Origin of the sequence: Streptomyces sp. CBMA156 (assembly GCF_014596515.1) — a bacterium.
Taxonomy (GTDB): Bacteria; Actinomycetota; Actinomycetes; order Streptomycetales; family Streptomycetaceae; genus Kitasatospora.
Genome location: NZ_MSJQ01000099.1, coordinates 15,439 through 40,372, shown reverse-complemented (window position 1 = coordinate 40,372; position 24,934 = coordinate 15,439). Strand labels below are relative to the sequence as shown.

General features: G+C 72.4%; 22 protein-coding genes, 2 pseudogenes and 2 CRISPR repeat arrays. Of the genes and pseudogenes, 18 read left to right on the top strand and 6 right to left on the bottom strand.

The annotated features are described in order from the left end of the window. Nucleotides 1–217: 217 nt before the first annotated feature. Both BU198_RS08610 and BU198_RS41950 read left to right on the top strand, forming a co-directional pair. Complete coding sequence (locus BU198_RS08610) at nt 218–556, top strand: hypothetical protein (protein WP_188296251.1); 339 nt, start codon at nt 218–220, stop codon at nt 554–556. A gap of 132 nt (nt 557–688) precedes the next feature. Continuing rightward, a complete protein-coding gene (locus BU198_RS41950; RefSeq protein WP_223244114.1) occupies nt 689–1,594 on the top strand; it encodes a DUF5133 domain-containing protein in 906 nt (301 codons plus the stop codon). A gap of 72 nt (nt 1,595–1,666) precedes the next feature. Here the strand turns inward: BU198_RS41950 and BU198_RS08600 are convergent, their stop codons facing one another. The 3 genes from BU198_RS08600 to BU198_RS08590 all read right to left on the bottom strand — a co-directional run bounded on the left by BU198_RS08600 (nt 1,667) and on the right by BU198_RS08590 (nt 4,037). Next, a complete protein-coding gene (locus BU198_RS08600) occupies nt 1,667–2,062 on the bottom strand; it encodes a hypothetical protein (protein WP_188296250.1) in 396 nt (131 codons plus the stop codon). Nucleotides 2,063–2,624: 562 nt separating this feature from the next. After that, complete coding sequence (locus tag BU198_RS08595; protein WP_188296249.1) at nt 2,625–2,780, bottom strand: hypothetical protein; 156 nt, start codon at nt 2,778–2,780, stop codon at nt 2,625–2,627. Nucleotides 2,781–2,816: 36 nt separating this feature from the next. After that, nucleotides 2,817–4,037, bottom strand: coding sequence for a serine hydrolase domain-containing protein (locus BU198_RS08590; RefSeq protein WP_188296248.1), 1,221 nt, complete (start codon nt 4,035–4,037; stop codon nt 2,817–2,819). Between the two features lie 366 nt (nt 4,038–4,403). Here BU198_RS08590 and BU198_RS43750 point away from each other — a divergent pair, with 366 nt between their 5' ends. Continuing rightward, complete coding sequence (locus BU198_RS43750; protein ID WP_188296247.1) at nt 4,404–5,054, top strand: restriction endonuclease; 651 nt, start codon at nt 4,404–4,406, stop codon at nt 5,052–5,054. A gap of 2 nt (nt 5,055–5,056) precedes the next feature. Here BU198_RS43750 and BU198_RS08580 read toward each other — a convergent pair whose 3' ends face one another. Then, entirely contained in the window at nt 5,057–5,623 is a 567-nt protein-coding gene (locus BU198_RS08580; RefSeq protein WP_223244113.1) for a S1 RNA-binding domain-containing protein, read from the bottom strand. A 112-nt stretch (nt 5,624–5,735) separates the two neighbouring features. Between BU198_RS08580 and BU198_RS08575 the strand changes: the two genes are divergently transcribed. The 7 genes and pseudogenes from BU198_RS08575 to BU198_RS44205 form a co-directional block, all read left to right on the top strand. Further along, the gene (locus BU198_RS08575; RefSeq protein WP_188296245.1) at nt 5,736–6,248 is read left to right on the top strand and encodes a DUF1877 family protein; all 513 of its coding nucleotides are present in this window, start codon (nt 5,736–5,738) and stop codon (nt 6,246–6,248) included. 416 nt (nt 6,249–6,664) lie between these two features. After that, nucleotides 6,665–6,967, top strand: coding sequence for a hypothetical protein (locus BU198_RS41945; RefSeq protein ID WP_223244112.1), 303 nt, complete (start codon nt 6,665–6,667; stop codon nt 6,965–6,967). A gap of 125 nt (nt 6,968–7,092) precedes the next feature. Then, a complete protein-coding gene (locus BU198_RS08565; protein ID WP_188296244.1) occupies nt 7,093–7,560 on the top strand; it encodes an NUDIX hydrolase in 468 nt (155 codons plus the stop codon). 162 nt (nt 7,561–7,722) lie between these two features. After that, nucleotides 7,723–8,376: a CRISPR direct-repeat array (repeat unit 29 nt; unit sequence CGGCTGACCCCCGCGGGCGCGGGGAGGAG). A 454-nt stretch (nt 8,377–8,830) separates the two neighbouring features. Beyond that, a complete protein-coding gene (locus BU198_RS08560; protein ID WP_317620025.1) occupies nt 8,831–10,162 on the top strand; it encodes a sensor histidine kinase in 1,332 nt (443 codons plus the stop codon). Next, entirely contained in the window at nt 10,126–10,782 is a 657-nt protein-coding gene (locus BU198_RS08555) for a LuxR C-terminal-related transcriptional regulator (protein ID WP_188296243.1), read from the top strand. Before BU198_RS08560 ends, BU198_RS08555 begins: the two co-directional genes overlap by 37 nt. Before the next feature lie 782 nt (nt 10,783–11,564). Next, a complete protein-coding gene (locus BU198_RS08550; RefSeq protein WP_188296242.1) occupies nt 11,565–11,834 on the top strand; it encodes a hypothetical protein in 270 nt (89 codons plus the stop codon). Then, nucleotides 11,827–13,194: pseudogene (locus BU198_RS44205) on the top strand (DUF6879 family protein); the annotation flags it as partial. The gene BU198_RS08550 and the pseudogene BU198_RS44205, both read left to right, overlap by 8 nt. Nucleotides 13,195–13,314: 120 nt before the next feature. Here BU198_RS44205 and BU198_RS44200 read toward each other — a convergent pair. Beyond that, the gene (locus tag BU198_RS44200; RefSeq protein WP_411293161.1) at nt 13,315–13,677 is read right to left on the bottom strand and encodes a hypothetical protein; all 363 of its coding nucleotides are present in this window, start codon (nt 13,675–13,677) and stop codon (nt 13,315–13,317) included. A gap of 333 nt (nt 13,678–14,010) precedes the next feature. Between BU198_RS44200 and BU198_RS44195 the strand changes: the two are divergent. Then, nucleotides 14,011–14,280 (top strand): annotated as a pseudogene (locus tag BU198_RS44195) (tetratricopeptide repeat protein); the annotation flags it as partial. Here the strand turns inward: BU198_RS44195 and BU198_RS44190 are convergent. Continuing rightward, nucleotides 14,188–14,772, bottom strand: a complete 585-nt coding sequence (locus BU198_RS44190; protein WP_411293160.1) for a hypothetical protein — start codon at nt 14,770–14,772, stop codon at nt 14,188–14,190. The pseudogene BU198_RS44195 and the gene BU198_RS44190 sit on opposite strands and share 93 nt — an antisense overlap. Before the next feature lie 111 nt (nt 14,773–14,883). Next, nucleotides 14,884–15,394: a CRISPR direct-repeat array (repeat unit 23 nt; unit sequence GGCTGACCCCCGCGGGTGCGGGG). A gap of 343 nt (nt 15,395–15,737) precedes the next feature. Between BU198_RS44190 and cas3 the strand changes: the two genes are divergently transcribed. The 7 genes from cas3 (at nt 15,738) to cas1e (ending at nt 24,930) form a co-directional block, all read left to right on the top strand. Next, the gene (gene cas3 / locus BU198_RS08540; RefSeq protein WP_188296240.1) at nt 15,738–18,572 is read left to right on the top strand and encodes a CRISPR-associated helicase Cas3'; all 2,835 of its coding nucleotides are present in this window, start codon (nt 15,738–15,740) and stop codon (nt 18,570–18,572) included. Nucleotides 18,573–18,789: 217 nt separating this feature from the next. Further along, entirely contained in the window at nt 18,790–20,376 is a 1,587-nt protein-coding gene (gene casA, locus BU198_RS08535; RefSeq protein ID WP_188296239.1) for a type I-E CRISPR-associated protein Cse1/CasA, read from the top strand. Further along, nucleotides 20,373–21,233 carry a type I-E CRISPR-associated protein Cse2/CasB gene (gene casB, locus BU198_RS08530; protein ID WP_317620024.1) on the top strand — a complete coding sequence of 287 codons (861 nt, stop codon included), beginning with the start codon at nt 20,373–20,375 and terminating at the stop codon, nt 21,231–21,233. Before casA ends, casB begins: the two co-directional genes overlap by 4 nt. Before the next feature lie 64 nt (nt 21,234–21,297). After that, nucleotides 21,298–22,470, top strand: coding sequence for a type I-E CRISPR-associated protein Cas7/Cse4/CasC (cas7e, locus tag BU198_RS08525; protein WP_188296238.1), 1,173 nt, complete (start codon nt 21,298–21,300; stop codon nt 22,468–22,470). Next, nucleotides 22,467–23,294, top strand: coding sequence for a type I-E CRISPR-associated protein Cas5/CasD (gene cas5e / locus BU198_RS08520; RefSeq protein ID WP_188296237.1), 828 nt, complete (start codon nt 22,467–22,469; stop codon nt 23,292–23,294). Before cas7e ends, cas5e begins: the two co-directional genes overlap by 4 nt. After that, a complete protein-coding gene (cas6e, locus tag BU198_RS08515) occupies nt 23,291–23,947 on the top strand; it encodes a type I-E CRISPR-associated protein Cas6/Cse3/CasE (RefSeq protein WP_188296236.1) in 657 nt (218 codons plus the stop codon). Before cas5e ends, cas6e begins: the two co-directional genes overlap by 4 nt. A gap of 59 nt (nt 23,948–24,006) precedes the next feature. Further along, a complete protein-coding gene (cas1e, locus tag BU198_RS08510; RefSeq protein ID WP_188296257.1) occupies nt 24,007–24,930 on the top strand; it encodes a type I-E CRISPR-associated endonuclease Cas1e in 924 nt (307 codons plus the stop codon). Nucleotides 24,931–24,934: the final 4 nt, after the last annotated feature.

Here is a 24,934-nt window from a genome sequence, read left to right as displayed (position 1 = left end):
GCCGCTCACAGATCGGGCGGGTGCCGTGTCGAGTCCGAACGCCATCGCGTCCGGGCCGGGCAGCGCTCCCGTCCGTCCGCCTCGGCTGCCCCGGCCCGGACGACGCGGCTGTCTGCCGGCCGTCAGGCTGTGTCCGCATCAGGGGCGTTAACGATCGCGGATCCGGGGTAATCGCCGCGGCGGACCACGGGGGCGGCGCAGCGAGGAGGCGGACAGCATGGACGGACGCGAGCAGGCGGAGCCGCGCGGAACCAGTGGAACCGAACGGGAGCGGGTGCACGGCCGGGCCCTGGGGCGGTGGCTGGGGTCGCGTCCGGGGCCGGGGCTGCGCGGCGTCGGGCTCGGTCTGCGCGGCCGGGCCTGGGACCTGGTGCGCGGCGTGCGGCCGCGCACCGTCCTCGGGCTCGCCCTGCTGTCGCTGGGCCTGCTGGCGGCCGGTCTGGGGACGTCGAAGGCACCGTTCCTCTGGGGCCTCGCGGGCTGCTGGGCGCTGGCGCTGGCGATCGCCGCCACGGTGCTCCGCGCCTGCGCCGACGGGCGGGGGGACGGGGGGTGAGGGTGTGGTCCGTACCGTCCGTGCTGTCTGGGGTGCCAGTGGCGCGACCGGGGTGGGTCCGGGCCCCCGCCCTCGCGGCATGGTTCCACTGTGTGATCGGCGCATACTGTCCGTAAACACACGGAGGTGTTCATGCCCATGGTGGATGTCGCGGCCCTCGGCCGGCTGGTCGCGGAGTACGAGGCCCTGTCCCCGTCGCGCTCACCGGAAGCCCGGCAGCGGTTGCGCGACGTCTGCTACACGATCGGCATCTACACGGGGGAGGCCGACGCGGCCCGCGCGGTCGCCCGGGCCCGCGTGCTGCTGGACCGTCAGGACACCGCAGGCGACGACGGGGCAGCTGCCGGGGCCCCGGTCCCGGACCGCGCCCGCGAGAACCTGCTCGCCGAACTCGGCGACCTCGCGGCCCGTGAACAGGGCCGCTCCGGGCCCTTCTCGACGCTGCACGACATCGTTCAGCTGACCCGCGTCACCGTCCCGGACTGCGTGGGCGCCGCCGTGAGCACCTGGCACGACGACGGCTCCGTCGAGACCTTCGCGGCTACCTCGTCGTACCTGATGGCCCTCGAACGCGCACAGGGCGAGGCGGGCGCGGGCCCGCTGTCCCGGATCCGCCGCCAGGGCGAGGGGCAGGTCGTGGTCAAGCTGGACCCGGGCCGGCCCGGCCGCTTCGCCGACCGGGCCCGGCGCTGCGGCGTACGGGCCGTGGCCAGCGCCCACCTGCGCACCCACCCGCACGGGTGCACCGCCTTCAGCGCGTACCTGCGGACGCCGGCCGATCCCGGCACACCGGCCCTCGGGCTGGTGGAGGTGCTCGCCCTCCAGGCGTCCGTCGCCCTCGACCGCTTCGCACTCTCCCGGGCGGCCGCCGACCTGCTCGACCGCCGGCACGCCACCGGCCTGGCCATCGGCATCACCGTCGAGCGCTTCGGCGTCACCCCGCACACCGCGCTCGGCCTACTGGTCAGGGCTGCCCAGCGGCTGGGCACGGACCTCGACACGGTCGTCCGGCGTCTGGCGGGGGGTGAGGAGTCGTAAGGGAAGGGGCGTTCCGGCGGTGGCTGTCGGGCTGCCGCCGGAGACTGTCGAGGGGCGGGGAACCGGACGCGCTCAGCGGGCTTCGCCTTGGCACGAGGACCAGGCGGCCGTTCCCAGAGTCAGCAGCACCGACAGCGCGAACACCGTGAACAGGTGCTCGCCACTCAGCGCCGCATGCCCCAGCAGGGCCGCCTGCGCCCCGGCGGCCAGCACCAGCACGCGCCTGCCCCGGTCGGCCGGCAGCCGCCAAACCGCCCGTATCGCCCACCCGTTGAGCCCGGCCATCACCAGCCCCGCGCTCGCGAACACGTACGGCACCGCCTTGGGGCGCGGGGCCAGCTCGTCCTCGAAGCCGACGCCGTTGTAGAACAGCGGCACCGCGATGCAGAAGAACAGCACCACCGCCACCGTCTCCAGGGTCAGCAGCACGGTTGCCGCGGCCTGCGACAGCCAGGTGAGACGGGACATGTGCGGGGCCTTCCGGTGGTGAGGTGAGGGTGACGGAGGACCCGTCATCGCGGCGTGGTCGCCCGGCAAGCCGTGCGGATGATGGTGCGCGGGCCGGGGCCGGCGGGTGTCGCGCGCTGCTGCGGGCATGGCACGATGTGTGGGCTCCTTGACGCCATCCCAAGCTGCTACTGACGGGGCGCCACAGCATAGTCAAGAAATGGCAAAGGCCATGCTGCGCCGCAGGTCGGAAAGCCTCCTCCCCGCACCCGCAGGGGTCAGCCGCCGGGATCCGGGGCGATGCAGGACTGGTCGGTCTCCTCCCCGCACCCGCGGGGGTCAGCCTCGCGTCCAGTACCTCGGTCCACGGCCGGTGCTCTCCTCCCCGCACCCGCGGGGGTCAGCCTCGCGTCCAGTACCTCGGTCCACGGCCGGTGCTCTCCTCCCCGCACCCGCGGGGGTCAGCCGCCGAGCGTGATCAGATCGCCAGGCTGGAGGCACTCCTCCCCGCACCCGCGGGGGTCAGTCGGAAGTGCCCGCCTACTTCACAACTCCACAGCGCTCCTCCCCGCACCCGCGGGGGTCAGCCGCAGAACCGGATTGGCGCCAGACACGCCCCGTCCTCCTCCCCGCACCCGGGGGTCAGCCGCTCGTCGACGACGTGCCGCTGTTCGTCCCAGCCTTCTCCCTGCTTGCACCTCACCAGCAGGGGCGCGCCGGTGGCGGCAACGCGGTTCAACAGCTGAACGGTGTTGTCGGGTTCCTCGGCGGTGGCTCAGTGTGCGGGGTCGGCGCCGCACGCGGCTGTGGTGAGGAAGGCGGTGACGGCGGCCTTGGCGCCGCGCGGGTCGGAGGCGTCGTACGGGTTGTGGGAGAGCACGAGTTGACGTCGGCCGTCGGCCGTGCCGGCCACCATCGTCGAGTAGCCGGGGAGGTCTCCGCTGTGGCCCCAGAGCACTCCGCACGGCGTGTCGAACCGGGCCAGCCCCAGCCCGTATCCGCGCCCGGGTCCCGCGTCCACCGTCCTGGTCATTTCGGCGAGTTGGGCGGGCGGCAGCAGCCTGCCGCCCAGCAGGGCGGCGGTGAACCGGTTGAGGTCGTCCGCGCTGGATATGCCCTGTCCGGCGGCGCCCAGGACGGACGGGTTGAGTTCGGTGATGTCCACCGGACCGGTCGAGAGCTTCACGTAGCCGTGCGCGTGCGGGCCGGGCAGCAGTGGCGACAGCCCGGGCATGCTGGTGTCGTGCAGTCCCAGCGGCCGGATGATCCGCCGGTCGACCTCCTGCTGCCAGGAGTGGCCGGTGACCCGCTCGATGAGCAGGCCGGCGAGCAGGTAATTGGTGTTGGAGTAGTGCCATCCCTGCCCTGGCGGGAAGTACGGGGCGTTGCCGTTGGCGAGCGCGAGCAGTTCGGCCGACTGGTAGGTGCGCCAGCGCGGTCCTGCCAGCCAGCTGCGGTACTGGGCTTCGTCCCGAGGATCGAGGCCCGGTGCATCGGTGTAGTTGTACAACCCGCTGGTGTGGTTGAGCAGTTGGCGGATGGTGATGGTCGCGCCGTTCGGTACCGCGCCGGGCAGGTGGCGTTCGATCGGGTCGTCCAGGCCGATGCGCCGCTCACCGGTGAGTTGGAGCATGACGGTGGCGGCGAAGGTCTTGGTGACGCTGCCGATCCTGAACCGGGCCTGAGCGGGCACCGGCGCGCCGGTGCCCAGATCAGCGACGCCGGCCCGCCCACGCCAGATGGTCCGCCCGTCCTGGCGGACCTCGCCGACGGCTGCCGAGGAGCCGGCGTCGACGATGCCCTGCAGTGTGGTGCGCAGCGCGGCGACCCCGGCGGTTTCCACACGGAGTTCCTGGTGTCCGCCCGTCGGCCGGGCGGGGGATGCGGCGAAGCTCGCGGATGTGCCGGTGCCGAGCAGGGCGGCGGCGGCCAGGAGCGCGGCCGCCGAGCGGACGCCGAGTCCCAGGGGGCGCGAATATGACGTTACGTCGGGCATGAACTTCCCTTCAGGAGCAGGCGCTTGTCGCCGCCCCTGAAGCAAGCCTGCCGGTGGGGTTCCCGTCCGGGCATCCGCCGAAGGTGTCGCACCGTGTCCTACCTGAGGCCGGTGGACCCGGCACCCGTGCGGCCCTGTGGTAGGACCCAAGGCGAAGGCGGGCTGACCACCCTGGGCGCGTGTCTGTGGGCTTCCGTCCGCTCGCCGGGCAGGGGGCCGTGGGCGCCGAGGTGCCAGGTTCGGCCGTCGGTCGTTGGGATCCGGTCAACTCGGCTGCGAGGCCAGTGGAGTTCGATGGATCGCAGGCGCACCGGAAGCGGCGGCTTCTAGGCTCGCACGAACAATGGCGTCGTGAGGGGGAGTGCCGTGACTCGTAGGCCTGTCCGGCGGCGGCGCCGTTCGACCACCGTTCGTCGGGTCGTACGGCAGGCGAAGGCCAACCCCCTGCCGTCGGGCATCGCCGCGCTGGTCGTGCTCGCCCTGGCCGTGACGATGGTCCGCTGGTTGGCTCAACACCTGGTGCTGGTCGCCGCGTTGCTCGCCCTCGGAGCGGTGGCAGGCCTCGTGGTACTGCGTTCGCGAGCGCGGACCCGCCGTCGGGAGCTGGAGGCGCGGACGGCCCAACTGCGGCACATCGGGCCGTTCCTGGCGATGACCCCCAAGGCCTTCGAGCACGCGTTGGCCGATCTGTGCCGTCGGGACGGCTGCACGAAGGTGACGGTGGTCGGCGGCGCCGGAGACCTCGCGGCGGATGTCCTGGCCGTCACCCCGACGGGGCAGCGGCTCCTCATCCAGGCCAAGCGGTATGGCCCGAAGACCTTCGTCGGCTCCCACGACGTCCAGAAGGTCAACGGCACCTACCGCGACGTGCACCACTGCGATCTGGCCGCCGTGGTGACGACCAGCTCGTTCACCAAGGCCGCCGCCGCCTTCTGCACGCAGGTCGGCATCCGTACCGTCGACCGGCGAGCGCTCGCTCTGTGGGCGGACGGGCGGGGCGGACCACCGTGGGCCTGAGTTCACCCGTCCGCGCGTTCGGGGTCGGCAGGGGACAGCAGGAGCCGGCGCCGTTCCCGGTCCAATTCGGCGACGAGGAGCGGGAGTTCATCACCGATCCGGACCGCATCCGTCGGATCTCCTTCGGCGGGCGCGAGGTCCCGTAGCCGCACCAGTCCTTCGACGCCGTCGGCGACCTGGACGAACACGCCGAACGGGACCACCCCGGTGACCCGCCCCCGCAGCCGTTGACCGACCGGGCTGCGGTCGGCGAACGCCTGGAACGGGTCCGGTCGCAGCGCCCGCAGGGAGAGTCTGGCCTCCAGGTTCCAAGTGTCGACCTGGAGGAACTCGCAGGTGACGCGCTGCCCGACCCGTACGACGTCGGACGCCGCCTCGATGCGCCGCCACGACAGTTCGGGGACCGTGATGAACCCCACGCCGGGGAAGAGCGGGTGGTCGGGGCCGTCGTCCAGCGCCACGAACACGCCGTACCGTTCGATCGCCGCGACGGTGCCGGAGAGTGGCCGGCCGATGTTCAGCGATGCCAGGAACACCTCCAGCTCCGGGCTCCTGAGTGCTCCATCCATGCGACCCAGTCTTCCATCGTGCCCGACCGGTCTGTCGGTGGTCCCGTCTAGCCTGGCGGCGAAGCGGGCGTCGAAGGACGTCCCGGCGGAACGAACAGGGCGGGTGCGGGGCATGAGCGTGGACTTCTTCTGGCGGCGGGTGGACGGAGGACTGCTGGATGAGTTGTCGCCGGAGGAGCTCTTCGACCTGGTGCCGGATTGGTTCGACAGCGAGTTCGGACCGCTGCATCAGGCGGGCACCGTGCTGGCGGTGGAGCGCAACGGATACCTGATGCACGTCGCCCTGATGGAGGCGGTCGGCGGCGCGGGGCCGGACCTGAGAACCGCCCAACTGCCGGTGTTCGCCGGGGAGGAGCGGGTGATCGCCGATGAGGAGACGACGATCCGGGTGCTCCGGCCCGACGAGGTCCGGGCGGCGTCGGCCTTCCTGGAGCGGGTCGGCGTCGACGACCTGGTGGGCACCGTGGGCGCCGCGCTGGCGGAGAAGGTCGCCGACCTCGAATTCGCGACTCCGTGGTCCGAGGAATGGGCCGGCCACCTGACCGCCGACCTGCGCGCGCTGAAGGACTTCTACGCCGGGGCCGCCGCTGCCGGCGATGCGATGGTCAAGTTCGAGTCCGCATGACCTCTTGCGGGCCGGTTCGGCCGACTGTCAGTGGCATGCGGTTGAGTGTGAAGCATGTCCGTTCACGACCTCATCACCCTCCTGCCCGCCCCCGATGAGCTGCGAGCCCGCTGCCGGGCGGTGGCGCTGCTGGACGCGATCGTCTCCGTGCCCTACAGCCCCAGTTACGCGTTCGCGGTCGACTGGCGCCCGGGTGTCGACCTGGCCGGGATGGACAACGGGTCCGGCGACCAGTTCGACATCGTCTTCGACCCGGCGGGCGTGTTCCTCTACGGATTCGACCACGAAAGCGACGCCTCGCCGTGGCGGGAGGAAGTCCGCGCGCACTGGCCAGGACTGCTCGACGGCCTGCCGGCGTCGCTCGCGCACTACCCCCAGGCACCCGAGTTCGAGTTCGACGGGTTCTTCGACGCGACGTGTGCGCCTGGTACGAGACCGGTTCCGGCGGCTGGCAGTGCGGACCGGTCGACTTCACCGACGGTGACACGGACGGTGCCGACTGGCTGTTCGAGGTCCTCACCGGTGCCGAAGCCGCGCGGGCCTTCATCGACTACGCGGAGGAGTACCACGAGCGGTCCGTCGACAGGGAGGCGGTGGAGTCGGTCCTGAAGGGCGCCCCGCTCGACCGCCGTACGGTCTCCGCGCTGGCGGACGCTGCGGACTTCGACGCCGTCGCGGCGCGGGCACGTGCGTTGGGTTGGAGGGTGGTGGACGGCTGACGCTGCGGCGGGGTGGGGGGTTTGTCGACCGGCCGCAGTAGGTTCTGCTGCGGCCGGTGAACTCCTCGTTGTCTCATGGGCCTGCGCGGACTTGAGGCCGGCATGGACGATTCCGGAGGTGGAGCATGCCCAGGCGTGACTACGAGGACGACCCGAACGCCCCGAAGGTGAACAGCCTGGTTCCGGCCGCCTCCGTCGTGGTGACCGACGACGCTGGCCGCATCCTGCTCCAGCGCCGGACGGACAACGGCATGTGGGCCCTTCCCGGCGGCACGATGGACATCGGCGAGTCCATCGCCGGGTGCGGCATCCGCGAGACCCGCGAGGAGACCGGCCTCGACATCGAGATCACCGGGATCGTCGGCACCTACACCAACCCCGGGCACGTCCTCGCGTACGACGACGGCGAGGTCCGGCAGGAGTTCTCCGTCTGCCTCCTCGGACGCCCGATCCGAGGGGAGCTGCGGGTGTCCGACGAGTCGCACGAGGTGGCGTGGTTCGCCCCGGCCGAGACGGACGAACTGCCGATGGTGCCGAGCATCCGCAAGCGGCTGACGGACTGGCGCTCGGGAGCGATCCCGGTGGTGCGGTGACCGGCGTCGTCGGGCCGCGTGAACGGCGGTGTCATCTGGGCACGGAGCGGCCGACGGCCTCGATGCTGCCGCATCGCATGGTGCGGACGGTGTCGGCCGGCGGCTGACCCCTGCGGGGTGCGGGGAGGAGCTCAAGGAGCTGTGGGCGACCAACCAGGCCGCCGGCTGACCCCCACGGGTGCGGGGAAGAGTTCCAAATCGGATTACCCAGGGTGTCCTTGATCGGCTGACCCCCGCGGGCGCGGGGAGGTGGCCACCGTCGACGGGAACCGGGCGTTCTACGGCGGCTGACCCCTGCGGGCGCGGGGAGGAGCGGCCAAGATCCCACCGAATCCACACAACACGCGGCTGACCCCCGCGGGCGCGGGGAGGAGCCGCGAGGCGGCTTCCGGGGAGCCGCTTGTCACCGCTGACCCCCGCGGGCGGGGGGAGGAGGACAAGAAGATCCCCGGTGCCTGGCTGGCTGACGGCTGACCCCCGCGGGCGCGGGGAGGAGGTGGTGGGTTCCGGGGAGTCCGGGACCGGGATACCGAGGCGGGCGAGCGGCTGACCCCCGCGGGCGCGGGGAGGAGGGACGCACCAGAGACTCCCTGAACCGAAACGTCGGCTGACCCCCGCGGGCGCGGGGAGGAGTCGGTGGGTTCGCGGCCGGCCAACGGGCGCTCCGGCTGACCCCCGCGGGCGCGGGGAGGAGGGTCCGAGCTGGCTGATGCTCCCCGCGACGTTCGGCTGACCCCCGCGGGCGCGGGGAGGAGGTCTATCTGGATCCACTCGTCGTTGTCCGCCTCGGCTGACCCCCGCGGGCGCGGGGAGGATACTTTGTGACCTGGGGCGATGCGGCGGCTTTGCTGTTTCTTTGCATCGTCAAGTGCGTCTCTGCCCGAACGCCTCTCCACTGTAGTTGAACTGTCGAGATGTCAAAGAGCCAGCGAATCATCTCAGTGCTTGCCCGCCACGGGCGTCCGCCGCCACCGCTGTGCGGCCCGCAGGCAAGTGTGAAGGTGGGCCCACACCCACCCCTGCCGGGGGTGCAGCCGGATTCTTCCGCCGCCCCGCCACTCCTAGGGTTGATCATGTGCCCCGAGCCCCGGGCGGCACATGATCGACGCGGGGAGGACGAGGTGCGAGGAACGGCACGCACGACGCAGGAGGCTTCGGCCCCTGGGCTGTTGGGGCTGCGCAAGCGGTTCAAGCCGCGGCTCCCGCAGTCAGGGTCGAGCCAGGCGGCTGCGATCATGAACGGTCCGCGCCGTACCCGATCGGAGGCCCCGTGAGCAGCCCGCAGGCGACCCCGGTCGCCGGAGAACCACGTGGCGCCGCACAGGAGTTGCGCGCCGCCGTACGGGCCCTCGGGCGGCTCGCCGTCCTGACGCTGCTGATACCCGTTGGTGTGGTGCTCGCGACGGCCTTCCTGCTGTCCTTCCTGCTCTGGGGCTGCCTCGGGATGTTCCCGCTGTTCCCGGCGGTCATCCGGCGGGTCCGCTCCGTCGCCGGCGCCGGCCGGTGGGCGGCCGGCCACTGGTCGCAGGTGCCGGTGCCACCGCCGTACCGACCGCGTCCGGCCCTGGAACGCACCCTGCACGGCTGGTACTGGACCGGCCACGACTACCACAGGAACCGCTGGTTCGCGGGTATGTCCCTTGACGTCCGCTGGCTCTGGAACGACCCGGCGACCTGGCGTGACGCTCTCTGGCTGATCACCGACCCGCTGGTCGGCGGCGGCATCGCGGCCGGGCCCGTGCTGCTGGCCGGCGCCGGCCTGTACGGGGTCGTCCAGGCGCCCCTGCCGTACGACCTGCCGTTCGGCGGCCTGTCCGCCCTGCTCCTCGGTCTGCTCGGCCCCGTACCGATCGCCGGGGGCCTCGGCCTCGCCCGGCCCGCGCTGCGCCTGCACGGCCGCTGGACCCGCAGCCTGCTCGGCCCCACCGAGCGCTCCCGGCTCGCCAGGAGGGTCGAGCAGCTCACCGAGATCCGGCTGGACGCCACCGAGGCCCAGGCCGCCGAACTGCGCAGGATCGAAAGGGACTTGCACGACGGCGCGCAGGCCAGGCTGGTCGCGGTGAGCCTGCGCTTGGGCGCGGTCGCGGCACTGATCGACCGCGATCCGGAACAGGCCAAGCGGGTGGTGACGGACACCCAGGAGAACGTCACCCAGGCGCTCCAGGAACTCCGCGACCTGGTGCGCGGCATCCACCCGCCGGTGCTCGCCGAACGCGGTCTCGCGGAGGGCGTGCGGGCGCTGGCGCTGGACGTCCCGCTGAAGGTCGAGGTGCGGACCGAACTGCCAGGACGGGCCGAGGCGCCGGTGGAGTCGGCGGTCTACTTCGCCGTCAGCGAGGCGCTCACCAACGCCGTCAAGCACGGCGACGCCCGGCACGCCACGGTGCACCTCTCCCACACTGCGGGACTGCTGCGCGCCGAGGTCACCGACGACGGCCGCGGCGGCGCCGACCCCGGCCTGGGCAGCGGCCTGCGGGGCATCCAGCGCAGACTGGCGGTGTTCGACGGTACGCTCACGCTGACCAGCCCCCCGGGGGGTCCGACCAGGCTGATCATGGAGCTACCGTGCGTGTTGTCCTCGCCGAGGACCTCGTCCTGCTGAGGGACGGCCTCTCCCTGCTGCTGAGCGCCCACGGGCACGAGATCGTCGCCGCGGTGGAGAGCGGCCCCGAACTGGCCGCCGCACTCGCCGAACACCGTCCCGACATCGCGGTGGTCGACGTGCGTCTGCCACCCACCTACTCCGACGAGGGCCTCCAGGCCGCGCTCGCCGCCCGCCGCGAACGGCCGGGCCTGCCCGTCCTCGTCCTCTCCCAGCACGTCGAACAGCTCTACGCCCGGGAGCTGATCGCCGACGGCGCCGGCGGCGTCGGCTACCTCCTCAAGGACCGGGTCTCCAAGGCCGACCAGTTCGTAGACGCCGTCCACACCGTCGCGGCCGGCGGCACGGTGATGGACCCCCAGGTCATCTCCCGCCTGCTCGCCCGCAACGCCTACGACCAGCCGCTCGCCCTGCTCACCCCGAGGGAACGCGACGTCCTCGCGATGATGGCCGAGGGCCGCTCCAACGCGGCGATCGCCCAGCGCCTGCACTTCAGCGAGGGCGCGGTCAGCAAGCACACGTCCAGCATCTTCGCCAAGCTCAACCTGGGCGCCTCCGACGACGACAACCGCCGGGTGCTCGCCGTCCTCGCGTACCTCGACGGGACGCGCACTGGCTGAGGCCGTACGGCGGGCGGGCGTGGAGCGGGTGACACGCGCCCTCGCGGTGACAACCCCATGGGAAGGCCGCGAGTCGGACGCGCCGAACCCCCGGGGATGCGGGGAGGACCGTCCCATCTGCGCGGCCGACAGCGGTTACGTCGGCTGACCCCCGCGGGTGCGGGGAGGAGGGCAGCGCCAGCCACAGGGTCCGGCGGTGCATCGGCTGACCCCCGCGGGTGCGGGGAGGAGGCCGACATGACCCCCATGGAGGAGGCGAAGAGCGGCTGACCCCCGCGGGTGCGGGGAGGACTGGGCGGGGACCTTGCCGCGGGGGTCCAAGACCGGCTGACCCCCGCGGGTGCGGGGAGGACACTTCGTGACCTGGGGCGATGAAGCGAGTCTGCGATTTCTTTGCACGCCCGGACGCCTCCCGTGCGAGCATCACCGCCGCCGTGGCCTGACGAGATGTCAAGGAGCGCGTGAATCATCCCACGCGGCACTGAGAGAGCAGTAGCCGGAGCGTGAGCAGCAACTGGCGCAGGGGCGCCGGGCTTGGGCGCCGCACCGATGAACCGAGCGCAGGGCTACCCGTCTCCGCGCCCGCGCGAGTTCAGTCGCGCCGCGCGCTCCCGTCGCCGCCCCCCGGCGCACGAATACTGTCACAAATGTGGCCGTTGTGCCGCGATGGTGATCATTTTGGAGTACATGGCGAATGTACTGAATATTCCCCTGAGTAGTCATCAGGTGTAAGATGGAGAAACCGCGGCTCCGTGCCGAGAACGATATCAACGGGGGCAGTCATGGCTCGTCGATGGGAAGCCGATCCTTCCGCTTCGCTGCAGAAGCGCCTCGGGAAATCCGCCAAAGAACTGGGATCGTCCGACGAGAAGGACGAATGCCCGGACATCTGGCAGCTCTCGAACGGCGATGTCGCGGTGATCGGCCGTGACCTCACGGAGAACTACCGTGGCCGGCTCCCCGAGGGCGTCGTCCTGGGTGCGGACGAGCGGCTCGTCGTCATTCCCGGCCTCATGCTGAGCACGGCGAAAGCGGACATCCCGGATGCCTGATCGGCACGCTCCCGAGCTGCGGCCCGAGTGGGGCGAGTCGCTCGCCCGGGACGACTACAAGCGCGACTTCCGTGAGCGGGACGCGCTGGTCCGCGGCCGGGACTCGTGGAAGCTGGAGCGCCGACAGCACTTCGAGGAGCAGGGCAGCCAGAGCTGGGATGCCGCCCGCCGGGGTGACTGGGCCGAGGCGTTGCGGCTTCTGGAGGGCCGGCGCCAGGCGCTGCTCGCGATCGGGCGGGAGGACGCGGCGCGGCAGTCGTTCTTCCACCGGGTGCGGGTGGTCGAGCGGCCGTGGACGGACTACCTGTGGTGGCAACTGCACTCGCTGCGGCTCCGGGCCGAATGCGGCGAGCGGATCCGCATTGTCCGTGCCGCGACACTGGCCGCTTCCGAGGAATTCGGGCCGCTGCCGGAAATCGTCGTTCTCGGCGGCCGCACGCTCTACCAGGTGCGCTATTCGGACACGGGAATTCCGGCCGGCGCGGTCAGGTACACCGATCTCGGTCTCGTCCGCCGCTGGGAGGACTACCTCGCGGATCTCCACCGCGCGGGCGAGGACGTCCGGTCCTACTTCGATCGCGAAGTGGCGCCTCTTCCCCCACCCGTGCGGAATGGGAGCACAGTGGCGGCCGAGCGCGATGGGAATGCCGTCGGCGCCGGAAGTACCCGGTCCGCAGTGTCCGGTTCCTCCGCCCACGACGTCGTCCAGGCCAGGGACGTCAGCGGAGGCATCCACTTCCACCGTGCGACCGGGCGTTCGGACTCCGCCCCGACGCCCCGCCAACTGCCCGCCGACGTCCGTGGTTTCGTCAACCGCGTCGACGAACTCCACCAACTGGACGACGCCCTGGCCGGCGAGGAGCAGCACCCGTCCGACCCGGCCGTCGTCGTGATCGCCGGAACCGCCGGCGCGGGCAAGACCTCGCTCGCCCTGCACTGGGCCCACCAGGCCCGCCACCGGTTCCCCGACGGCCAGTTGTACGTCAACCTCCGCGGCTACGACCCCGGCCGGCCGGTCACCGCCCACGAGGCGCTCCACCGCTTCCTGACGTCCCTCGGCGTCAACGCCGGCTCCGTCCCGCACGACCCCGACGCGGCCGCCGCCCTCTACCGCTCCCTCCTCGCCGAACGCCGCGTCCTGGTCGTCCTCGACAACGCCGCCAGCGCGAACCAGGTACGCCCCCTCCTTCCCGGCAGCACCGGCAGCCTTGTTCTGGTCACCAGCCGCAGCCGCCTGTCCGGCCTCGCCGTCCGCGACGGCGCCCGCCGGCTCACCCTGCGGACCCTGCCCGAACCCGAGGCCGTCGCCCTGCTGCGCGCCGTCACCGCCGGGCACCGGCCGCAGGACGACCCCGCGAAGCTCACCGAACTCGCCCGCCTCTGCGCCCAACTGCCGCTGGCCCTGCGGATCGCGGCCGAACGCGCCGCCAGCCTGCCCCACATGGGCCTGGACGACCTGATCGGCGACCTGCGCGACGAATCAGCGCTCTGGGACGCCCTCAGCGTCGGGGAGGACGAGGACGCCGACGCCGTCCGTACGGTCTTCGCCTGGTCCTACCGGGCGCTGCCGGAACAGGTCGCACGCCTCTTCCGTCTCCTCGGCCTCCACCCGGGCCCCGACTTCGGACTGCACGCCGCGGCCGCCCTCGCCGGCCTCACGCCCAGTCGCACCCGCCAGCTCCTGGACTCCCTGGTCGGCGCCCACCTCGTCGAACAGAGCGCACCCGACCGCTACCAGTTCCACGACCTCCTGCGCGCCTACGCCACCGACCAGGCCCAGCAGGAGGAAACCCCTGCCCAGCGCCAGGCCGCACTGCGCCGGGTGTTCGACTGGTACCTGCACACCGCCGACGCCGCCCAGCAGTGGCTGCGGCCCGCCGAAGGCCGGTTGGCACTCGACCCCGCGCCCGACGGAGTCCAGCCGACGGCCTTCGCCGACTACAACGCCGCCGTGGACTGGGCCGAGCGCGAGCGCGCCAACCTCCTGCAAGCCGTCCACACCGCCCGCGCCGCAGGCGAGGACCGGCGGACCTGGCAACTGGCCGCCGTCCTGTGGAACGCCCAGGCCCCCTCGGCCCCCGGCGCGGACTGGCTTCCCGCAGGCCGGCTCGGCCTGGGCGCCGCCGAGCGCCTCGGCGACACCGCCGCCCAGGCTTTGCTGCTCACGGACCTCGGCATGGGGTACACCAGGATCAACTCCCTAGACGACAGCCTGGAGCACCACCGCAGAGCCCTGGCACTCTGGCGCGAACTCGGCGACGGGCCCAACGAGGCGCACTCGCTCAACCTGCTCGGGCTGGTCCACCTGCACGGCAGGCAACTGGACGACGCCGCACGGCACTTCGAGCAGGCGCTAGCGGCCTTCCGGCAGGCGAACGAGGCGCACTGGGAGGCCACCACACTCTCCAACCTCGCCAGCACCCACTACCGCGCCGGACGCCTCCCCGAGGCGGCAGCCGCCGTCGGCCAGGCACTCACCGCCCACCGCGCACTGAAGAACCAACGCGGCGAGGGCAACGCCCTGCGCCTGCTGAGCGATATCCAGCGCGACGACGGCGACCCGGCCGGCGCACTCGCCTCGGCACACGCGGCCCTCGACATCGCCCTGAACCTCCGCGACCACCGGCTGGAAGGCTTCTGGCTCATCACCCTCGGCGACGCCCAACGCGCCGACGGCCAACCCACCGAAGCCCTCGACTCCTACCAGCGCGCCGCCGTCCTCCACCGCCGCCTCGGCGACCGCAGCCGCGAAGCCCTCGCCTGGCACGGCGCCGGCGAGACCTACCGCCACCTCGACCGCCCCGCCGAGGCCGCCGCCTTCCTGCGCCGGGCCGCCACCGCCCACCGCGACCTCGGCGACCCCTGGCACGAGGCCCTGGCCCTCGCCGCCCTCGCGGCAACGGTGTCCGGCGACGACCCCCAGGCGGCCCGGCAGCACCGGGCGGAGGCCCTCGCCCTGCTCGCCGGGTACGGCGACCCGCGGGCGACCGCGGAGCGGGAGCGCCTCGCGCGGGGGAAGGCTGACGGGGCGGGTGGTGTGAGAGCTTGCGGCTGACACCCGCGAGTGTGGGGAGGAACCACTCGGTACGGCGGAGCCCTCGTAGTGGACCGGCTGACCCCCGCGGATGCGGGGAGGAGAGTTCAAACAGCGCGTCGCCCAGGTCTTCGGCCGGCTGACCCTCGCGGGTGCGGGGAGGAGGGCGGACGGCTCGTGCGGCAGTGGCTGCCCGAAGACTGACCCCCGCGGGTGCGGGGAGGAAGTCAAGGCGGCTTCGTACAAGTTCGCCGAAACCGGCTGACCCCCGCGGGTGCGGGGAGGACGTAACCGCATGCGCATTCGACATGCGGTGGTGGGCTGACCCCCGCGGGTGCGGGGGGGGACCTGCTCCTCCACGACGCCCGCCAGCGACCGGACGGCTGACCCCCGCGGGTGCGGGGAGGACACGTTCGAGGACCCCGCCCAGCTCGCCGCCGCCGGCTGACCCCCGCGGGTGCGGGGAGGACGGACCTCCGCCGAGCAGCCCCCCGAGAGACACCGGCTGACCCCCGCGGGTGCGGGGAGGACACTTCGTGACCTGCGGCGAAGCGGGGGCTTTGCCACTTCTTGGCCATGCGAGCGACGCACAGGCCGGCTTGGCCCTTGTGCCGTTGGATCGTTGAGATGTCAAGGAACTCCCGAATGATGCCATGACTGGGCCTGCCGTAGGCCAAACATTCCAACCTATGGGGAAGTTGATTCCGGTGTTGAGTGTCGGAATCGTTACGCGGCCGGTTCCCGCGCGGCGTTCGGCGTCGCGACCTCGGGTGATGTGCCCGGGAGGCCTGCCGCATCGGCGCTCCTCCCGTCGTCGGCTTCGCAGCCGCCGCGACGGATTGTCAGTGGTAGCTGATAGTTATTCAGCCATGACTGACAGCAAGCCCGTTGGCCAGTCCGGATCCGCCGATCCGGACACTCGCCTGTGGGGCAAGAGTGAAGGCCTGCCCGGCCCGTACCCCGTGATCTGTCACCTGCTGGACACGGCGGCGGTCGCGGGTGCCCTGTGGGACGCCGTCCTGAGCGAGCGCGTGCGGGCGCGGATCGCGGAGGCCGTCGGGGCTGCCGAGGATGAGGCCCGGGTGATGGTGATGCTGTGGGCGGGGCTGCACGACGTCGGGAAGATCTCGGTGCACTTCCAGCAGCAGGTGGCGCAGGAGTTCGCGAAGCTGCTGGAGGATCCGAAGCTCGCTGGAGACGGCTCGGCGGCGAAGCGCAGCGGCTTCCTGCGGCATGAGACGGCGACGCACTGGGGCCTGGTCGAGTTCTTCAAGCAGTGCGGCTATCCGTTGCGCAGGCCGGTCAGGCAGTCGCCGGCCCACCAGATCGCCCAGCTCCTCGGCGGACACCACGGCTGCTTCGCCGCGTCGTTGCTGCCCAAGGAGATCCTCAACCCGAGCGGCTACCAGCCCGGACTCGGCGCCGCGGAGGGGTGGCGCGAGCAGCGGCTCGCCCATGCGCACGCGGTGCGCCGGACGGTCGGGGACAAGCGGGCGCTGGGGTCCGTGCTGCCTGGGGAGTCGGCCGTGGTGGTCGCTGGGCTGGTCGTGGTGGCCGACTGGTTGGCCAGCCAGGTCGACCTCATCGAGCCGCGGATGCCGGGGGAGGGCTGGAAGGCGGGGGACGCGGATCTCGCCGAGCATTTCCGGGTGGCCGCCGAGGCCGCGCCGGGGTGGGTGGGTGCGGCCGGGCTCGGTCGGGCGGAGTTCCCGGACCGGCCGTTCGCCGGGCAGTTCCCGTTCCCCCCGAACAAGCTCCAGGCCGATGTCGCGGAGCGCCTGCCCATCGAGGTGAGGGGGCCCGGGCTGCTGCTGGTCACCGCGCCGACCGGGGACGGAAAGACCGAGACGGCCCTGCACGCGGCGTCCGTGATGGCGCGGGCCTCCGGCGCGTCCGGGATCTACTTCGCGCTGCCGACGATGGCCACGGCGGACGCGATGTTCACCCGGGTCCGCAGGTTCGCGGAGGACAACATCAAGGGCGACCGCGCGCTCACCCTGCTGCACAGCATGGCCTGGCTGAGCCCGGACTACGCACCCGGCGACGGGGCGACGGACGGGGCGGCCGTACTCGCGGACACCGAAGCCGGTCAGTGGCTGCGCACCGGACGGCGGGGCCTGCTCGCACCGCTCGCCAACGGCACCATCGACCAGGCGCTCACCGGCGTGCTGCCGGTCCGCTACGGCTTCCTGCGTCTGTTCGGCCTCTCGAACAAGGTGCTGGTGGTGGACGAGGCGCACGCCTACGGCCCGTGGATGCACAGTCTGTTGGTGCGGCTGCTGGAGTGGCTGGGCGCGTTCGGCGCCCCGGTGGTGCTGCTGTCGGCGACGCTGACCGGCCGGGCTGCGACATCGCTCGTCGACGCGTACCGGCGTGGTGCGGGCTTCCACGAGCCCACCACCGTGGAGCCCCGATACCCCGGGTGGCTCTTCGTGAACGCGGACGGCGGAACGGTGTCCGAGCCGCGGGAGGTCGGCAGCAGCCGGGCCCGCACGCTGCGCGTGGAGTCCCGTCAGGTGCACTGGGACGTGCGGGACGCGGACGTCGCAGCGAAGCCAGGACAGCAGGGCCGCCGTGCGGCGCTGCGCGACATCCTCGCCCCGGTCGCCGCCGAGGGCGGCTGTGTCCTCGTCTGTTGCACCACGGTGGACGAGGCTCAGCGCACCTACCACTACCTGCGCTCCGTCCTGCCCGAACTCGCCGCACGTGAGGGAGGATTGCGGCTGCTCCACTCCCGCTTCCCCGCCCATGAGCGGCAACGCATCACCGCCGACTGCGAAGCCGCCTACGGGAAGCCCGTGAGCGACACTGCGGCGGCAACCCCGCGTGAGGGCTCGATCCTGGTGGCCACCCAGATCGTCGAACAGTCCCTCGACCTGGACTTCGACCTGATCGTCTCGGACCTCGCCCCGCTCGCGCAGCTGCTCCAGCGGGCCGGCCGCGGCAAGCGCCACGAGCGCCCCAACCGGCCGGTGTGGACCGGCCTGGCCACCGAGCCGCGCATGATCGTGCTGGAACCGCTCGACGACAAGGGCGAGGTGGCCGCGCCCCGCTCCTGGGGCACCGTCTACGACGCCTCCCTGCTGCGCCGGACGAGTCTGCTGCTCCGACAGCACGTCGGCGGCGCGGTCGAGGTGCCGGCCGACGTCCAGCGGCTGGTGGACGAGGTGTATGCCGAGGACTTCGGCGCGGGCCTGGGCAAGGCCGCCGCGCAGGAGCTCCAGCGGATGGACGCGGAGCGCATCGCCTCGGCGGCGGCCGAGGCGCAGCTCGCCGACTTGACCGGCATCAAGTCGCCCTACGACGTGCGGGACGACCTGTCCCCACTCAGTGACCGGGGGCTCGGCATCAGCGAGGACATGCTGACCACTCGTCTGGGAGCAGACAGCGGACGGGCGGTGTGCGTCTTCGAGCGGGAGGGCGGGCGACCGAGTCTCGCCCCCGACCGCCACGTTCCGCTGCCGTCGTCCAGGGCCGCGCCGAAGAGGGAAGATCTCGCACTGATCATGCGGCACACCGTTCCGCTGCCGGGTCGCTGGCTCGCCGGGCGCACCGAGGAGAACGCTGTGCCGAAGGCCTGGAGCGACCGGCCCCTGCTGGCGGACCTCGCGCTGCTGCGCCTCTGTCGGGACGGCGAACGCTGGACGGGCCGTCTGGGAGAGCGGCGGATCGAGTACTCGAACGTGGGAATTTCCGAGAACTGAGGTCCTAAGCCCCGTACTTGACGATACGTTTGCTATGTCGGCCTCCGGGCGGGTGGAAGGCCCGCCCGGAGGCCGCGAGACCCCCGCCTGCGCGGGGAACCGGACCACCGACACGGCCCTTTCCTAAGCGCCGTACGGCTCACCCCCGCTCCTTCGCGGGGACCGCCCAGAGCCTACCCACCCCGTGATCATCCGTACCCGCCTCGCTGGAGGCCGCATGACATCCGCACCACCCGCCTACAACCTCTTCGACGAGGCGTGGATCCCCGTCCGCTGGGTCCCTCATGGGGAGACGAACGACGAGGCGGAATCCACCGCCAGGCCGTCCGCGGTCGGCCTGCGCGAACTCCTGCTGCGGGCACACGAGATCGAGCAGATCGAGATCGCGAACCCGCCGGCGCTCTCCGCGCTCTACCGCGTCCTGTACACGATTACCGCCCGTGTGACGGGGCTCGATGAGGCCGGTCCCGGGGACTGGTCGGGCCGCCGCCTCGATCTGGTGGCAGTGGGCAGCTTCGGCGAGGAGCAGGTCGCCACGTACGTCGCGCCGGTCCACGGCCGCTTCGGCCTGTTCGACCCCGTGCGACCCTTCCTCCAGGATCCGAGGCTGTCCGAGCAGTGCGATCCGGCGAACACCGCGGGCGTCGACAAGCTCGTCACCACCCGCCCTTCGGGCAACAACCACTCGTGGTTCGTCCACGTCAACAGCACCGCCCCCGAGCTGCCCACCCCTGCCCAGGCCGTCCTGCACCTGCTGGTGTGGCACTACTACGGGCCCTCCGGGCGCTGTTCCAGCCGCACCGTCGGCGACATCAAGGACGCCGGCAGCAAAGCGGGCCCGCTGCGGAGCACACTCTCCTACCACCCGGAGGGCGAGACCCTCTTCGAGTCGCTCCTGGCCGGGCTCCCCGAGCCCGGCCGCGACATCCGCCGTGAAGCCGACCTGTGCCCGTGGGAGTGGGAGGTGTTGCCGGATCCGGTCGCCGCCCCGCCGTCGCTGAAGGGGCCCTGCTCAGCACTCACCGCCCGCTCCCAGCACGCCCTGCTGCTCGTGCCCGACGCGACCGGCGCCTTCGTCGAGGACGCGTTCATCACCTGGGCCTACCGCGAGAAGATCTCCCGTGAGGGCGACCCCTACCTCATCTGGCAGACCAGCAAGGAAGGCAACAGCTACCCGCGGCCCGCCGATTCGCACCGCGCCCTGTGGCGGGACCTGGACGCGCTGCTGCTCAAGGACCCGGCGGGCAGCGCCCGGCCACGACGTCCCGAGGTGTTCCGCACCGCCCTGGACGTCTCGGACGAGCTGAGGGTGCGCGCGCTCGGATTCGAACAGGACGGCCAGGCCAAGGACACCCAGTTCGTCGACGCAGTGACCCCGCCCGTACTCGGACTCGCGGAGGACAGGGAACCCACGGTCGCCGTCGAGATCGGCCGCCTGCGCGTACTGGGGGAGCGGTACGGCAGCCGACTCGACCGCGCGGCCAAGAAGGCCTGGGCCGCCTTCACCGAAGCCCCCAAGATCCGCGACTGCACCTGGGCCGTGGACGCCGCCGCCCGCTACTGGCCCGCCGCCGAGGCGGAGTTCTGGAAGCGCCTCGGAGCACGCGACTTCGACGGCGCCGCCGTGGGCTTCCGCATCCTCGCCGAGCAGGCCTACGACACCGTCACCCACGGCGCCCTGGGCACCATGCGCGGGTCGAAGGCCTGTACCAAGGCCCGCATCGAGCTGTACGGCGGCCCGGTGAAGGCCCCCGCCAGGACCGGCGGCACCGGAGGCCGCACCACCAGCACGGAGGACACGTGAGCAACACCATCACCATCCCGGGCCCGGCCACACCCGCGGACGACGAGGTGCGCCCGGCGAGGGAATCCGTCCTGATCCCCTCGCTGGGACGGGCCCGGGCCTTCACCACCAGGATCGACCAGCGCAGCCACGACGACCCCGGCGTACGCGCCGCGTTGCGCCGCGGCGTCGGCAAGGACCTCGACGCGGTGCCGTTCATGCACCGCTTCGTGGCCTCCTGGCTCACCGATGAGCAGGCGCGCAGCCGCGACGTCCAGCGCGCCTTCTACACGGTCGCCTCACTGATCGCCGCGCAGCGCCGCGACCAGTACGCCGCCGCGAAGGCCGCGACGTCGAAGAAGGGCCAGGCGTCGAAGGACGAGCCGACGACCCCCGAGGTGACGACCGCCGAGGCGGCGACGGACGCGCCCAGCGCCCCGGCCGACCCCACGGCGGGTGGCACGGAACCCGCCACCATCAGGCGGATCCCGCCGCGCAGCCTCGGCCAGGCCTTCGCCGACGGTGTGCTCAAGGGCGGCCAGGGAGCCGGTCTGCGCGAGATCTCGGCCGAGACCCGCCTCAACCTGCTGACGCGCCAGAGCGTCGACGGGCTGCACCGCCACCTGCCCGGAGCCGTACGCCAACTGCGCGGCGGCGACGTGGAGATCGACTGGGCCCAGCTCCTCGTCGATCTCTGTCAGTGGCGGCGCCGCTCCGGCGCCATCAAGCGGAAGTGGCTCCAGGACTATCACCGGGCCCTGGAGAGGGACGGCGAGCGCCGGGCCCGAGAGCAGGACGACGACCGGGCCGACGGCGACACCACCGCCGGTGCGGACGAAGCCAACGCCGGCGGGGACGACGCCGACCTCGAATCCTGACCACGGCAGACCCGCACGACCCCGTATCAGCGCACACCCATCCCCGATCCCCAAGGAGCAGAGCATGCCCGGCCCCGACCGCACCACCGCCCGCTTCCTCGACATCCACGTCGTCCAGAGCGTCCCGTTCGCCAACCTCAACCGCGACGACAACAACTCCGTCAAGACCGTCCGCTACGGCGACACCGAGCGCACCCGCGTCAGCAGCCAGTCCTGGAAGCGCGCCGTCCGTGAGTACTTCCAGGACAGCTTCGGCGAGCAGGCCCTGCGGACCCGCCGCATCGGCGCCCGCGTCACCCGCCTCCTCCAGGAGGAGCACGGCTGGCCCGCCGAACTCGCCCAGCGCGCCGGCCAGCACGTCGCCGCCGGGAGCAGCATCAAGTTCGAGAGGGACAAGAACTCGCCGGTCGTCACCACCAACGCGATGGTGTACGTGCCCGAGACCGCCGTCGCCGAACTCGCCGCCCTCGCCGAGAGGCACCGCGCCGAGCTCGAAGGCGCGAAGGACATCAAGAAGACCAGCGACAAGAGCGTCCTGCCCAAGGAGACGATCGACGCGATCCTGCGCAGCCGCAACGGCGTCATCAACCTCTTCGGCCGGATGCTCGCCGAGGTCGACGACGCCGGCGTGGACGGGGCCGTCCAGGTCGCCCACGCCCTCACCACCCACGGCACCGACGTGGAACTGGACTACTTCTCCGCCGTCGACGACGTCACCTCCGCCTGGGGCGACACCACCGGCAGCGCCCACATGGGCCACGCCGAGTTCAGCGCCGGCGTCTTCTACCGCTACGCCACCGTCGACCTCGCCGACCTCGCGGGCAACCTCGACGGTGACCGCGACGCCGCCCGCGAACTGACCGCGGGATTCGCCGAGGCCTTCATCCTCTCCCTCCCGCGTGCCAAGAAGACCGCCACCGCCCCCCACACCATTCCCGACCTGGTCCACGTCGCCGTCCGCAGCGACCGTCCGCTCTCCTACGCCGCCGCCTTCGAACAGCCCGTCCCGTCCCACGAGAGCGGCGGCTACTCCCTCGCCTCCAGGGCCGCCCTCGCCCGCTACGCCACCGCCGCCAACAAGCTCCTCGGCAAGCGCGGCACGGTCGCCGCGGCCTGGGCCGGCCTGGAGGACAAGGACCTCGACGGCCTGGGCACCCGCGTCGACTCCTTCCCCCAGCTCGTCGACACCGCCGTCGACGCGGCCTTTGGCGCCGTTCCCGCCGAGGTCGGCGCATGAGCCGCGCCACCACGGACACCCGGGGACTGCTGCTGCGCTTCGCCGCACCGATGCAGTCCTGGGGCGAGACCAGCCAGTTCAATGAACGCGACACGGCTCGCTTCCCCACCCGCTCCGGTGTCATCGGTCTGCTCGCCGCCGCCCTCGGCAGGAAGCGGGACGACGACATCCGCGACCTCACCGCCCTCTCGCTGACCGTGCGCACCGACCGCGCGGGCGTCGTCCTGCGTGACCTGCACACCGTCGGCGGCGGCCTGCCCGCCGCCCGTACGGTCACCACCGCGGAGGGGAAGAAGCGTTCGGGCACCACCGCCACCCTGCTGTCCCACCGCTACTACCTCGCCGACGCGGCCTTCACCGCGGTCGTCACGGCGGACCAGGAGCACCTCGACGCCTGGGCGGAGGCGCTGCGGAACCCGCACTGGCCCCCGTACCTCGGCCGCCGCTCCTGCCCGCCCGAAGGCCCGCTGCTGCTCGGCCTGGTCGACGACCCCCTGCACCACCTCGTCCACCTGCCCCTCGCCCGCCGGGTCCGCCCGGGCACCAGGAGCGTCGATGTCGTCTTCCACGGCGACCGGCCGCTCGACCGCCTCGGCGACCACCCCCAGTCCGGGAACGACGACGGCAGCACCCCGGCCGGCGAGGTCACCGACGACCCGCTCACCTTCCACCCCCGGCGGCGGGCCTACCGCGCCCGCCCCCGCTACCAGCGCACCCTCACCCTGCCCGCCGACCGCTGCCGGGGTCTCGCCGCCGGCTACCTGACCGCCCTCGGCGCCTACCTCGACCAGCACACCACCCGCCCCGAAAGCATCCCCGCATGACCCTGTGGCTGACCCGCATCACCCCGGACCCGCGCAGCCGCGACGCCCGTCGCGACTCCGCCGGCGCCGTCGACCTGCACCACCGCATGATGTCGCTCTTCCCCGACCACGTCGCCGACGACGAGCCGCGCCGCCGCCTCGGCGTCCTCTTCCGCACCGAAGCCACCGCCGCCGGCGACCGGATCCTCCTGCAGAGCGGGCAGCAGCCGGAACTCGACCGCCTCCCCGTAGGCTACGGACAGGCCGTGAGCAAGCCGCTCACCCCGCTCCTCGACGCCCTCCGGCCCGGCCTGCACGTCCGCTACCGCATCGCCGCCAACCCCATCCGCAGGCCCAGCCGGGCCACCCGCGAGCTCTACCGGCTCAAGGCCGTCGTCCCGCTCCAGGGCACGGCGGCCGACGACTGGTGGGCCCGCCAGGCCGAAGCCTCGGGCCTGAACCTCGGCACGCTCCACTCCAGCCCCCTGGAAGCCGCCAAGGGAAACCGGCGCAGCGACCAACGGCCCGTCAGGCACGACCGCGTCCTGTTCGAGGGGACCGCCGTCATCACCGACGCCGACCGCCTGCGCGCCCGGCTCACCGACGGGATCGGCAAGGGCAAGGCCTACGGCTGCGGCCTCCTCAGCATCGCCCCGCACCAGGGGCCGGAGTGACCGGCCGCCGCCCCGACCCCGGGGCCGCCCGGCGCAAACTGGCCGCACCCACCGTCGCCATGCTGCCCCGGGTCGCGGACTCCCTGTCCTTCCTCTACCTCGACATCGTCCGCATCGTCCAGGACGACACCGGCGTCTGCGCCGAAGTCACCAGCCCCCACCGCGGCACCGAAACCGTCTACCTCCCCACCGCCGCCCTCAGCTGCGTCCTCCTCGGTCCCGGCACCTCCATCACCGCCAGGGCCCTGTCCACCCTCGCCCGGCACGGCACCACCGTCGTCATCGCCGGAGCCGGCGGCGTCCGCTGCTACGCCGCCACCCTCCCCGAATCCCTCAGCACCACCTGGCTCGAACGCCAGGCCCGGGCCTGGGCGGACGACACCGTCCGGCTGGCCGTCGCCACCGCCATGTACGAGCAGCGCTTCGGCCGTGGCACCGTGCCGGCGGGCAGCGGCCTCGCGCAACTGCGCGGCCTGGAAGGGCAACGGGTCAAGGCCCACTACCGCCTGCTCGCCCAGCAGCACCGCATCGGCCGGTTCCGCCGCAACTACGACCCGAACTCCTGGGAGCAGCAGGACCCGGTCAACCTCGCGCTGTCGTCCGCCAACACCTGCCTCTACGGCATCGTCCACGCGGCCGTCCTCGCCCTCGGCTGCTCGCCGGCCCTCGGCTTCGTCCACAGCGGCAACCAGCAGGCGTTCGTCTACGACGTCGCCGACCTCTACAAGGCCGAACTCACCATCCCGCTCGCCTTCTCCCTGCACGCCTCCCCACAGCCGGAGGCCGAGGCCAGACGCGGCTTCCGCGACGGACTGCGACTGTTCCGCCTGCTGCCGCGCATCGTCACCGACATCCAGCGCCTGCTCGCCCCGGACCAGGACATCACCCTCCCGGACCCGGAGGAACAGCTCGTCGACCTGTGGGACCCGGTCTCCGGCCCCATCCCGGGCGGGGTCAACTACGCGGGGGAGGAGCTGCTCTGATGGT

Bases quoted from the DNA above. Each gene is read 5' to 3' on its own strand.
- cas1e (WP_188296257.1), top strand. From the start codon at position 24,007: ATGCTGCCCCGGGTCGCGGACTCCCTGTCCTTCCTCTACCTCGACATC.
- BU198_RS08580 (WP_223244113.1), bottom strand. From the start codon at position 5,623: ATGGATGGAGCACTCAGGAGCCCGGAGCTGGAGGTGTTCCTGGCATCG.
- cas3 (WP_188296240.1), top strand. From the start codon at position 15,738: ATGACTGACAGCAAGCCCGTTGGCCAGTCCGGATCCGCCGATCCGGAC.
- BU198_RS08590 (WP_188296248.1), bottom strand. From the start codon at position 4,037: ATGCCCGACGTAACGTCATATTCGCGCCCCCTGGGACTCGGCGTCCGC.
- BU198_RS08600 (WP_188296250.1), bottom strand. From the start codon at position 2,062: ATGTCCCGTCTCACCTGGCTGTCGCAGGCCGCGGCAACCGTGCTGCTG.
- casA (WP_188296239.1), top strand. From the start codon at position 18,790: ATGACATCCGCACCACCCGCCTACAACCTCTTCGACGAGGCGTGGATC.
- BU198_RS08610 (WP_188296251.1), top strand. From the start codon at position 218: ATGGACGGACGCGAGCAGGCGGAGCCGCGCGGAACCAGTGGAACCGAA.
- cas6e (WP_188296236.1), top strand. From the start codon at position 23,291: ATGACCCTGTGGCTGACCCGCATCACCCCGGACCCGCGCAGCCGCGAC.
- BU198_RS41950 (WP_223244114.1), top strand. From the start codon at position 689: ATGCCCATGGTGGATGTCGCGGCCCTCGGCCGGCTGGTCGCGGAGTAC.
- BU198_RS08550 (WP_188296242.1), top strand. From the start codon at position 11,565: ATGGCTCGTCGATGGGAAGCCGATCCTTCCGCTTCGCTGCAGAAGCGC.
- BU198_RS08575 (WP_188296245.1), top strand. From the start codon at position 5,736: ATGAGCGTGGACTTCTTCTGGCGGCGGGTGGACGGAGGACTGCTGGAT.
- cas7e (WP_188296238.1), top strand. From the start codon at position 21,298: ATGCCCGGCCCCGACCGCACCACCGCCCGCTTCCTCGACATCCACGTC.
- cas5e (WP_188296237.1), top strand. From the start codon at position 22,467: ATGAGCCGCGCCACCACGGACACCCGGGGACTGCTGCTGCGCTTCGCC.
- BU198_RS08565 (WP_188296244.1), top strand. From the start codon at position 7,093: ATGCCCAGGCGTGACTACGAGGACGACCCGAACGCCCCGAAGGTGAAC.